Source organism: Collimonas sp. (genome assembly GCF_035566555.1).
Classification (GTDB): Bacteria; Pseudomonadota; Gammaproteobacteria; order Burkholderiales; family Burkholderiaceae_D; genus Collimonas.
The window spans coordinates 45,573-56,320 of the sequence record NZ_DATMRB010000180.1 but is presented as its reverse complement, the minus strand read 5'-3'; the positions used below and the strand labels follow the sequence as shown (position 1 = coordinate 56,320).

The window sequence follows — 10,748 nt, the reverse complement described above, 5'->3', positions numbered from 1 at the left end:
TGTTCGACCTTGATGCGGGTGTCTTTCAGCAGGCCGACGCCGGTGTTGAAGCTGTACATCATCGGCGCTTCGTCGTGCATCCAGGTCGATTCGATGTAGTCGCGGCTCTCCTTCAGGGCGGCGCGTGAAGAGTCAGCCAGGGTCACCGCCAGGTGCGGCGCGCGGGCGACGTCGACTACTTGCTGGGCGGTCAGGTTGAAACCGTCGATAGTGATGGTTTGGGACATGGGAACTCCAAAGATTCTTAAATGAGGTCGAGCGCGCAAGCCGATCGAGCATGGCAGCTCGATCGGCTTGCGGCATTCAGGACGGCAGCACTGGACTTACTTGGCGCCGGAGGTATACCAGCTACCGATCAAGGCACGCTCGTCGTCGGTAATATGCGTCAGGTTAGCCAGCGGCATCGCCTTCAGCTGCACCGCTTGCTGATAGATCTTGTCGGCATGTTGCCGGATCTGGTCAGCCGTCTGCAGCATCACGCCGGCCGGTGCGGTAGCAAAGCCAGGCTGGGTCGGCTGCGCCGAGTGGCAGGTAGCGCAACGCTGGCCGATGATTTCCTGGATGTGCGCGATGTCGGCTACCGGTGCGGCGGTCGCAGCCGCGGCGACGGCGCCGCCTGCAACCGCAGCAGCTTCTGTCTTGGCGACAGGAGCAACCGGCTGGACAGGCTTAGGTGCAATCGCAATCGCCACCGTCAGCAGCAAGGCGACGCCGGCGATCGGATAACCGATCGAGACGCGGCCGGCATGACGCAGGTTGAAAAAGTGACGGATCAGCGCGCCGGCAGCAATGATGGCCGCCAGGATCAGCCAGTTGTACGGATGGCTGTAGGTCATGCCGTAGTGGTTGCTGATCATGATGAACAGCACCGGCAGCGTGAAATAGTTGTTGTGCACGCTGCGTTGCTTGGCCTTCTTGCCGTAGATCGGATCGGGCGATTTACCGACGCGCATCGCTTCCACCAGCTTGCGCTGGCCAGGAATGATCACCATCAGCACGTTACCCACCATCATGGTGCCGATCATGGCGCCGACATGGATGTAGGCGGCGCGGCCGCTCAGCAGGTGCGTCAGGACATAAGCAGCGGCAACGATGAACAGGTACATGACCAGGCCGAGCAAGCCGTCGCGCTTGCCCAGCGGCGAGCGGCACAGCAGGTCGTAGACAGTCCAGCCGATCACCAGCGTGCCGAGGCCGACGCCGATCGCCTGCCAGGTGCTGAGGTCGGCGACGTCCTTGTTGATCATCATCGCCGAGGCATTGAAGTAATAGACGATGAACAGCATGGCGAAGCCCGACAGCCAGGTGGCGTAGGCTTCCCATTTGAACCAGTGCAGGTCGTCCGGCAGTTCAGCCGGTGCCACCAGGTATTTTTGCGGATTGTAGAAGCCGCCGCCGTGGACTGCCCATAACTCGCCGGAGACGCCCTTCTTGGCCAGGTCGGAACCCGCTTTCGGCGGCCGGATCGAATTGTCGAGCCAGACGAAATAAAAGGATGCGCCGATCCAGGCGATACCCGTGATCAGGTGCAGCCAGCGGACCAGAAGATTGAGCCATTCGACTCCGTACGAAACTAACAATGCATCCATGTCTTCCCCAACGATTATTGCTCGTCTGCCACCGCGGGCTCTGCAAACGATAGAGGTATGTCCCCCAACACGGCCGCGAACTTTTTTTAACAACTCAGCTCCGCTACGGCCAACATGACAGGATAAGCAAGATACCTGCCTGCCCATCCATCATCTTCCCCTGCCTGCGCTCAAGTTAAAAGCGCGCCAGATTCACGCAAGATAAACGCAACGCGCCTTTAAAACATTGATATCCAGATATATTTGACATATGCATATCCATATAACAAAATGAACTTCGAGAGTATCGTAAAAATACTAAACCAATAAATATAAATTGTAGGAGACAACATGGCCAAGCTTCCGGATCATCTGGATATCCACCTGATACGCATCCTGTATCTGCTGCTGTGCGAGAAGAACGTCTCGCGGGTGGCGCTAAAACTCAACCAGCCTCAGCCCTCGATCTCGGCCTCGCTGCGCAAGCTGCGCGAACTCACCGGCGATCCCTTGCTGGTGCGCGGCGCACGCGGCATGGTGCCGACCCAGCACGGCGAAAGCTTGCTGAAGCCGGCCAAGCGCATCCTGGAAGAAACCGAACGTCTGTTCGTGCAAAAGACCGCCTTTGTGCCCCAGGCCGAGGCACGCACCTTCCATATTGCCGCACCAGATTACATGAATACGCCATTCTTCCTGGAAGTGGTGGCGCGCCTGCGCCGCGAATCGCCCAAGAGCCGCATCGTGATCCACGCCCTGGGGCCGGAAACCGACTACGTCAGGCTGCTGTCCGACGGCGACCTCGACCTGGTGATCGCCAACTGGGACGAACCGCCGGCCCATCTGCACCTGTCCAAGCTGTTCGACGATCCGATCGTCTGCCTGATGCGGGCCGACAGCGCCTACGCCAAGCGCACCGGGCCGGACCAGATGACGGTGGAAGACTATCTGTCGCTGCCGCATGTGGCGCCATGGCAGGTGTTGCCCGGCTACCACGGCATCATCGACTCCTTCCTCGACAGCCAGAACCTGAACCGCAACGTCGTGGTGGAATCGGCCTATTTCGGCATGCTGCCCTACATGGTGGCGCAAACCGACCTGGTGCTGACCACCGGCCGCCAGTTCGCCCGCTTCTATGAAAAGACGCTGGCGCTGAAAAGCTTCACTCTGCCGATCAAGTTTCCCCCCATGCGTTTTTACCAGCTGTGGCATGAAAGAGTGCACCAGGCCACCGAGCACAAATGGCTGCGCGAGCAGATCGGGATTGCCGCCAAGAGCATGCTGGCGAAGTAATAACAAACACAAAAACACAACAAGATTCCTCAATAGCAACGGGTTTTCCCCATATATCCAAATACGTAAATCAACTATCAGACAAGCTATATATCGTGAGGGGCTGGGCCAAGTAGTATCGAACAGCACGAGCCCGGTTCCAGCAACCGGTGACTTGTGCAGGCTGTGGCGCAGCAAGCCGGTCGGGCAGAAATACCAGAGGCCGGATTGATGTCGCCGCAAGCACGACAATAATGAGTACCTAGGAGACACACGATGACCAGCAATACTGAAGCGGTAGATGAAATACTCCCCGTAGGAAAACTCGCGGCCCTCGGCCTGCAGCACGTGCTGGTGATGTACGCCGGCGCCATTGCAGTACCGCTGATCATCGGCGGCGCCCTCAACCTGGCAAAAAGCGACATCGCTTTCCTGATCAGCGCCGACCTGTTCTGCTGCGGCCTGGTGACCCTGATCCAGTGCCTGGGCTTCTGGAAATTCGGTATCAAGATGCCGGTCATGATGGGCGTCACCTTCGCCGCCGTCGGCCCGATGGTGGCCATGGCCGGCAACCCGCAGCTGACCATCGTGCACATCTACGGCGCGGTGATTGTTTCCGGCATCTTCTGTGTCTTTGCGGCGCCTTACATGAGCCGCCTGATGCGCTTCTTTCCGCCGGTCGTGACCGGCACCGTGATCAGCGTCATCGGCATTTCCCTGATGGGCGTCGGCATCAACTGGGCGGCTGGCGGCCAGCCGGTGATCGGGACCCTGGTCGACGGCGTCTTCACCAAGATTCCCAACCCCGACTACGGCTCGCCGACCAGCCTCGGCATCGCGCTCATCGTGCTGATCTCTATCCTGCTGATCACCAAATACGTCAAAGGCTTCATCGCCAACATTTCGGTCCTGACCGGCATGGCGATCGGCTTCGTCATCGCCATGGCGATGGGCAAGATCAGTTTCTACGGCCTCGGCGACGCCGAATGGTTCGCCTTCATCCGGCCTTTCCACTACGGCTGGCCGAAATTCGACCTCGGCTCCATCATCAGCATGTGCCTGGTGATGATCGTCACCATGATCGAATCGACCGGGATGTTCATTGCGCTGGGCGAAATCGTCGGCAAGAAAGTCGACGACAAGACCTTGGCGCGCGGCTTGCGCGTGGACGGCCTGGGCAGCGTCATCGGCGGCATCTTCAATACCTTCCCCTACACTTCGTTCTCGCAGAATATCGGCCTGGTGGGCGTTACCGGCGTGCGCAGCCGCTACGTCTGCGCCGCCGCCGGCGTGATCCTGATGCTGTTTGGCTTGTTCCCGAAAATGGCGCACGTGGCCGCCTCCATCCCGCAATTCGTGCTGGGCGGCGCCGGCATCGTCATGTTCGGCATGGTGGCAGCGACCGGCATCAAGATCCTGTCGACCGTGGATTTCCAGCGCAACCGCAATAACCTGTTCATCGTCGCCGTCAGTTTCGGCGCCGGCATGATCCCTATCGTGGCGCCGACCTTCTTCGACAAGATGCCGCTGTTCCTGTCGACCATTTTGCATAGCGGCATCCTGCTGGCATCCAGCATGGCGGTCTTGCTGAACCTGTTCTTCAACGGCAAAGGCTCCAGCGAGGACAGCCATGCGCATGCATTGGCGGCGGCGCAAAGTTCAGATCACTAAGCAACAATCAGGCAACAAGTCGCAGCCCGGCACGGTGCATACCGGATCTGGCTGCGATCAAACCGTTTTTGAAGTAATGTAATTCCCATCCGCAGCAGCAACAGAGCGATTTAACTTAGGACAAAGCGGGCCGGCCCGCCGATGATACAAATGACAACACTAGAACAATTGAACAGCGCCGATGCGCAGGCTTTCGTGACGACGCTGCACGGCATCTACGAACATTCGCCGTGGATCCCGCAGCGCGCCGCCGCCCGGCGCCCATTCGCCAACGTCACCGCGCTCAAGCAGGCGATGCAGGCCGTCGTCAGCAGCGCCGGCCGCGAAGAGCAGCTGGGCCTGATCCGTGCCCACCCGGAGCTGGCCGGCAAGGCTGCCATCGCCGGCGAACTGACGGCGGAATCGACCGGCGAGCAAGCCAAGGCCGGCCTCAACCTGTGCACGGCGGAAGAATTCGCGACGCTGCAGAAGCTGAATGCCGATTACAACCAGAAGTTCGGCTTTCCCTTCATCCTGGCGGTCAAGGGCGCTGACGGCCAGGGCCTGTCGCGCCAGGCCATCATCGCCACCTTCAGCCGCCGCCTGAAGAACCAGTTCGACGATGAGTTGGGAGAAGCCCTGCGCCAGATCGGCCGCATCGCTGAAATGCGCACCAACGACCTGCTCGGCTACACGCCGGCATTGGGCAAGACCATCATGCAATGGGCCGAGCAGATCGGCGCCTGGAGCGACGACGACAACGGCCTTACTTGCGCCTACATGACCGACACGCATCGCCGCACCGCCGCCCAGATCGCCGGCTGGATGCGCGAAGCCGGCATGCAGGCCGAGATCGATGCGGTCGGCAATGTGGTCGGCCGCTATTTATCAGACAATCCGGCGGCCAAGACGCTGATGACCGGCTCCCACTACGACACCGTGCGCAACGGCGGCAAGTACGATGGCCGCGAAGGCATCCTGCTGCCGATCGCCATCGTCAAGCACTTGCACGAGCGCGGTGAAAAACTGCCTTTCCATTTTGAAATCGTCGCCTTCTCGGAAGAGGAAGGCGTGCGCTTCAAGAGCACTTTCCTGGGCAGCAATGCCATCATCGGCCAGTTCAACCTGGAACTGCTGAACAATCTCGACCGCGACGGCGTCAGCATGCGCGACGCCTTGCTGCACGCGGGCCACGACCCGGCGGCAATTCCTGCCATCGCGCGCAATCCGGCGGATCTGCTGGGTTATGTCGAAGTGCACATCGAGCAAGGCCCGGTGCTGCTGCAGCGCGACCTGCCGGTCGGCATCGTTACCTCGATCGCCGGCAGCTGCCGCTACATGGTGCAGCTGAAAGGCGTCGCCAGCCACTCCGGCACCACGCCGATGGCGATGCGCAAGGATGCCGCTGCCGCCGCTGCTGAAATCCTGCTGTATGTGGAACAGCGCTGCGGACAAGACCAGCAGGCTTCGCTGGTCGGCACCGTCGGCCAGCTGCAGGTGCCGAACGGCTCCACCAACGTGATTCCTGGCGCCTGCATCTTTTCGCTGGATATCCGCGCTGCCGACGACGGCATCCGCGATGCCGCGGTGGAAGACGTATTGCGCCATATCGAGACCGTCTGCGCGCGCCGCTGCGTCGAAGCCAACGTCGAGAAAATGGTCTCGGCGCCAGCCGCGCCTTGCGCGCCATGGCTGATGGAACAGCTGTCCGCAGCCACCGAACGGGCCGGCGTACAGCCGTTCAAACTCGCTTCCGGCGCTGGCCATGACGCCATGACCATCGCCAAAATAACTGATGTCGCCATGCTTTTCACGCGTTGCGGCAACGGTGGCATCAGCCACAATCCATTGGAAACAATGACTGCGGACGATGCCGAAGTATCGGCGCAAATCTTGCTGGATTTCCTGCGTCACTTCAAACCAAAGTCTTGAACCAGCGCTTTTGGTTAGTTAATTTCTCATGTCTAAAACTCTATTGATAAAAAATGCGCGTGTCGTCGTCACCATGGACGATGCGCGCCGTGAAATCGCCGGCGGCGCCGTCTTCATCCGCGACAACGTGATCGAACAGGTCGGCAACAGCGCCGACCTGCCGCAGACCGCCGACGAAGTCATCGACGCCGGCAATCACGTCGTCATCCCGGGCCTGGTGAATACCCATCACCATATGTACCAGAGCCTGACGCGCGTCATCCCTGCCGCGCAGAACGGCGAGCTGTTCAACTGGCTGACCAACCTGTATCCGATCTGGGCCAACCTGACGCCAGAGATGATCCAGGTTTCGACCCTGACCGCGATGGCGGAACTGATCATGTCCGGCTGCACCACCAGCAGCGATCACCTGTACATCTACCCGAACGGCTGCAAGCTCGACGATAGCATCGAGGCAGCGCAGCAGATCGGCATGCGTTTCCACGCCGCACGCGGCTCGATGAGCGTCGGCCAGTCGAAAGGCGGCTTGCCGCCAGACCGCGTGGTGGAAGACGAAAAGGCCATCCTGCAGGATACCCAGCGCCTGATCGAAACCTATCACGACAGCAGCCGCCATGCGATGCAGCGCATCGTGGTGGCGCCCTGCTCGCCGTTTTCGGTATCACGCGACCTGATGCGCGAATCGGCGAATATGGCGCGTCATCACGGCGTCTCCCTGCATACCCACCTGGCGGAAAACGTCAACGACATCGCCTACAGCCGCGAGAAGTTCAACATGACCCCGGCCGAGTACGCAGAAGACTGCGGCTGGGTCGGCCATGACGTCTGGCATGCCCACTGCGTACAGCTGGACGACGACGGCATCTACATGTTCGCCCGCACCGGCACCGGCATCGCCCACTGCCCTTGCTCCAACATGCGGCTGGCTTCCGGCATTGCACCGATCCGCAAGATGGTCGACGCCGGCGTATCAGTCGGCATCGGCGTCGACGGCTCGGCCTCGAACGACGGCGCCCACATGCTGGGCGAAGTGCGGCAAGCAATGCTGCTGCAGCGGGTCGGCTTCGGCCCCGACGCCATGACGGCGCGCCAGGCGCTGGAGCTGGCGACGCTGGGCGGCGCCAAGGTCCTCAACCGCGACGACATCGGCGCCTTGAAACCGGGCATGTCGGCTGATCTGGTGCTGTTCGATTTGAACAAAGTCGGCTTTGCCGGCGGCTGGCACGATCCGGTGGCGGCGCTGGTGTTCTGCACGCCGGCCGATGTCGCCTACAGCGTCATCAACGGCCGCGTGGTGGTGCGCAACGGCCAGTTCACCACGGTCGATCTCGGCACAGTGCTGGAACGGCATAACAAGCTGGCTTTGTCGCTGGCGGAAGCGGCGCGCTGATCGAGCGCTCACAACAAACACCATGGCCACGGCGCAATCCGTGGCCATTTTCATTTGCACCGGCAGTTTGTCAGATCGCTGAAAACTGCTGCGCCAGGCGCTCCTGGCGGAAATGTTCCACCACATAGTCAACGAACACCCGGGTCTTGGCCGGCAGCAGCTTTTGCGCGGCGAAATAGAGCGACAAAGTACCGCCGTCGACGTACCAGTCCGGCAGTACCCGCACCAGGCTTTTTGCGCGCAGGAAGGGCAAGGCGTTCGGCACGCTGACCAGGGCGATGCCGAGCCCCATCTGCGCGCTCTCGCAAGCCGCTTCCGGATCGCTCATGGTCATGCGCGTGCGCAGCGTCACCGGCGCCTGCCGGTTGGCGCGGTTGCGCAGAGGCCAGGAACGTATCCGCCCGGTTTGCGGCGAACGGATGAAGATGCCGTCGAAGGCATCCAGGTCGTCGGGCGATTGCGGCGCTTTCCTGCCCTGAAAATAATCCGGCGCTGCCACCAGCACCCGGTGCGCCGGCGCCAGCACGCGCGCCACCACGCCGGGCGGCAGTTCGAAGCCGCCGCCGAGCGCGGCGTCAAAGCCTTGCGCGATCAGATCTATCTGGCGGTTATCGAAATGCCAGTCCGGCGAGATACCCGGGTACTTTGCCAGGAAAGGCGCCAGCAGCGGCACCATGTAGGCGCGGCCGAAACCGGTGCCCATGCTGACCTTGAGCATGCCGGCTGGCTGGCCGCCGGCGCCGGCCAGATTCTCGACCGCGGCCTGGATCGTCAGCAGGCTGTCCTTGACCTCGTGCAGGAAACTTTCGCCCGCCTCGGTCAACGTCAGGCTGCGCGTGCTGCGCTGGAACAGCCGCACGCCCAGCCCCGCTTCCAGCCTGGCGACATTCTTGCCGACCGCCGCAGACGTCATCCCGAGCCGCCGCGCCGCCTCGGAAAAACTGCCGGCTTCAGCGCTGCGGACGAAGCATTGCATGCCGATCATGGTTTCCATTTTAAACCTTTGGTATGAATTGATTATGCCGATTAGGGACTAGTAACAACATAATGATCGTCCGATACTGTGCCTGTCAACCCGCTGCTTGCCACTTGCGCCGGCAGCCTAACCTACAGGAGCATCATCATGACGAACCATCAAGCAAACGCCGTACTCGATAACAAAGTCGCCTTCATCCAGGGCGGTTCGCGCGGCATCGGCGCCGCCATCGCCAAACGCCTGGCCAAGAACGGCGCGGCAGTCGCCTTCAGCTATGTCAGTTCGCCGGAAAAAGCCGCGCAAGTGGTCAAGCACATCGAAGCAGCCGGCGGCCGGGCACTGGCGATCCAGGCCGACAGCGCCGATGCCGGGCAGATCAAGGCCGCCATCGGCAAGACCGTCAGCACTTTCGGACGGCTGGACATCCTGGTCAACAACGCTGGCGTGCTGGCGATAGCGCCGCTGGCCGAATTCAGCCTGGAAGATTTCGACCGTACGCTCGCCATCAACGTCCGCAGCGTTTTCATCGCCAGCCAGGAAGCCGCGCGCCACATGGGCGACGGCGGCCGCATCATCAGTATCGGCAGCACCAACGCCGACCGCATGCCGTTTGCCGGCGGCGGCCCCTACGCCATGAGCAAATCGGCGCTGGTCGGCCTGACCCGCGGCCTGGCGCGCGACCTCGGCCCGCGCGGCATCACCATCAACAATGTGCAGCCGGGCCCGGTCGATACCGACATGAACCCCGCCAGCAGCGAATTCGCCACCAGCTTGAAGGCGATGATGCCGATCGGCCGCTATGGCACGGACGAGGAAATTGCCGGCTTCGTAGCCTACCTGGCCAGCCCCGAAGCGGCCTACATCACCGGCGCCAGCCTCACCATCGATGGCGGATTCGCCGCCTGATAGTCCCCAGCACGGAGTTAAATGCAAAAGGCGGTTCAGTATCGTGATGCTGAACCGCCTTTTCTCGCAGATATCGCATATTTTCTACCCCCGATCATCGACGCCGTCCCGCGCACGGGCCAGCCGTCGGCCTCGGATTGCACACTTTCCGATGTGTATAATGATAATCTTATTATCATAAAAGTCTGCCTATTCCATGGAATCAAAAACTGCACGGCTAACCATCCTGATCGATCCCGAGAAGAAGAAAGCGTTTGACGAGCTGTGCCTTGCGCAAGACTTGACGCCATCGCAGGTGATACGGCAAATGATCCGCGAATATCTGGAGCGCCATCATGTCGATTACCCGACCAAAGCCGCCCCCAGGACACCCAAGCCAAATAACAAATAGATGCCCAGCCGCCCACTGCGGTGGGCGGCAAGACCTTGCGCTTCTGCGCGCACATAGCCTTCTCACAAAACCGGCAACCCTGCCTTCCCCAGCTACGAACCCGGCGCATCCTTGTTTTCAGGATGCCAGGAGTGCGCAAGCATGGATCACAACCCGACAAAAATCTTGATTGACCCAGACAGCATCGCTAGCAGCGATGACGCTGCCTGCAGCCGCAATCCGCCGCTGGTAAGCTGGGGTCTCTGCAGGCACTTTCAAATCGCGCCGGATGAGTATGTTATGATCATTTCATGATAATGGCATTACAATGAAAAACAATGTACACATAATCAAGTTCTTCCGCCAGCGGATTCCGGCATTTACCTGTGTGCCGGGCTGCCATGACTGCTGCGGGCCGGTGCTGGTGTCAACCGAAGAGATGGCCAGGCTGCCGCGCAAGAGTGCGCAGGAGCAGGACGCCGCCATGGCCGCGCTGAGTTGCCCGCATCTGGGCGCCGATGGCTGCCAGGTGTATGAAGAACGCCCGCTGGTGTGCCGGCTGTTCGGCACCACGCCCAGGCTTGCCTGCCCGAACGGCAAGCGGCCTGCAGTGATGATCGATCCACTGATAGAAGACCAGATTTACCGTTATTTCACACAGACGCGCCACGTGCTGGTTTGACACCC

The 10,748-nt window shown here is 60.9% G+C and carries 10 protein-coding genes; 7 read left to right on the top strand and 3 right to left on the bottom strand.

Annotated elements, in window-relative coordinates:
- Positions 1-227: aromatic amino acid lyase (locus VNZ65_RS22990; RefSeq protein ID WP_325673221.1), on the bottom strand; the 227-nt coding region annotated here is incomplete at its 3' end.
- A gap of 96 nt (positions 228-323) precedes the next feature.
- Positions 324-1,589 carry a urate hydroxylase PuuD gene (locus VNZ65_RS22985; protein WP_325673219.1) on the bottom strand — a complete coding sequence of 422 codons (1,266 nt, stop codon included), beginning with the start codon at positions 1,587-1,589 and terminating at the stop codon, positions 324-326.
- Between the two features lie 330 nt (positions 1,590-1,919).
- Here VNZ65_RS22985 and VNZ65_RS22980 point away from each other — a divergent pair, with 330 nt between their 5' ends.
- From VNZ65_RS22980 to VNZ65_RS22965, 4 genes are all read left to right on the top strand, one after another.
- Positions 1,920-2,858 (top strand): LysR substrate-binding domain-containing protein, encoded by a 939-nt coding sequence (locus VNZ65_RS22980; RefSeq protein ID WP_061943133.1) that lies wholly within the window; start codon positions 1,920-1,922, stop codon positions 2,856-2,858.
- Between the two features lie 255 nt (positions 2,859-3,113).
- Entirely contained in the window at positions 3,114-4,508 is a 1,395-nt protein-coding gene (locus VNZ65_RS22975) for a nucleobase:cation symporter-2 family protein (protein ID WP_325673217.1), read from the top strand.
- Between the two features lie 150 nt (positions 4,509-4,658).
- Positions 4,659-6,419, top strand: a complete 1,761-nt coding sequence (locus VNZ65_RS22970; RefSeq protein ID WP_325673215.1) for an allantoate amidohydrolase — start codon at positions 4,659-4,661, stop codon at positions 6,417-6,419.
- A gap of 28 nt (positions 6,420-6,447) precedes the next feature.
- Positions 6,448-7,809 carry an 8-oxoguanine deaminase gene (locus tag VNZ65_RS22965; protein WP_325673213.1) on the top strand — a complete coding sequence of 454 codons (1,362 nt, stop codon included), beginning with the start codon at positions 6,448-6,450 and terminating at the stop codon, positions 7,807-7,809.
- Positions 7,810-7,879: 70 nt separating this feature from the next.
- Here the strand turns inward: VNZ65_RS22965 and VNZ65_RS22960 are convergent, their stop codons facing one another.
- The gene (locus tag VNZ65_RS22960; protein WP_325673211.1) at positions 7,880-8,803 is read right to left on the bottom strand and encodes a LysR family transcriptional regulator; all 924 of its coding nucleotides are present in this window, start codon (positions 8,801-8,803) and stop codon (positions 7,880-7,882) included.
- 129 nt (positions 8,804-8,932) lie between these two features.
- On the opposite strand from VNZ65_RS22960, the gene VNZ65_RS22955 reads away from it, so the two are divergent.
- The 3 genes from VNZ65_RS22955 (at position 8,933) to VNZ65_RS22945 (ending at position 10,743) form a co-directional block, all read left to right on the top strand.
- Positions 8,933-9,691, top strand: coding sequence for a 3-oxoacyl-ACP reductase family protein (locus VNZ65_RS22955; protein WP_325673209.1), 759 nt, complete (start codon positions 8,933-8,935; stop codon positions 9,689-9,691).
- 196 nt (positions 9,692-9,887) lie between these two features.
- On the top strand, positions 9,888-10,082 hold the full coding sequence (locus tag VNZ65_RS22950; protein ID WP_325673207.1) for a ribbon-helix-helix protein, CopG family: 195 nt from the start codon (positions 9,888-9,890) through the stop codon (positions 10,080-10,082).
- A gap of 307 nt (positions 10,083-10,389) precedes the next feature.
- Positions 10,390-10,743 (top strand): YkgJ family cysteine cluster protein, encoded by a 354-nt coding sequence (locus VNZ65_RS22945; protein WP_325673205.1) that lies wholly within the window; start codon positions 10,390-10,392, stop codon positions 10,741-10,743.
- The last annotated feature ends 5 nt before the right edge of the window (positions 10,744-10,748 follow it).

Coding starts and splice junctions, on each gene's coding strand:
- VNZ65_RS22945 (WP_325673205.1), top strand. CDS start 10,390: ATGAAAAACAATGTACACATAATCAAGTTCTTCCGCCAGCGGATTCCG.
- VNZ65_RS22955 (WP_325673209.1), top strand. CDS start 8,933: ATGACGAACCATCAAGCAAACGCCGTACTCGATAACAAAGTCGCCTTC.
- VNZ65_RS22970 (WP_325673215.1), top strand. CDS start 4,659: ATGACAACACTAGAACAATTGAACAGCGCCGATGCGCAGGCTTTCGTG.
- VNZ65_RS22980 (WP_061943133.1), top strand. CDS start 1,920: ATGGCCAAGCTTCCGGATCATCTGGATATCCACCTGATACGCATCCTG.
- VNZ65_RS22950 (WP_325673207.1), top strand. CDS start 9,888: ATGGAATCAAAAACTGCACGGCTAACCATCCTGATCGATCCCGAGAAG.
- VNZ65_RS22985 (WP_325673219.1), bottom strand. CDS start 1,589: ATGGATGCATTGTTAGTTTCGTACGGAGTCGAATGGCTCAATCTTCTG.
- VNZ65_RS22965 (WP_325673213.1), top strand. CDS start 6,448: ATGTCTAAAACTCTATTGATAAAAAATGCGCGTGTCGTCGTCACCATG.
- VNZ65_RS22960 (WP_325673211.1), bottom strand. CDS start 8,803: ATGGAAACCATGATCGGCATGCAATGCTTCGTCCGCAGCGCTGAAGCC.
- VNZ65_RS22975 (WP_325673217.1), top strand. CDS start 3,114: ATGACCAGCAATACTGAAGCGGTAGATGAAATACTCCCCGTAGGAAAA.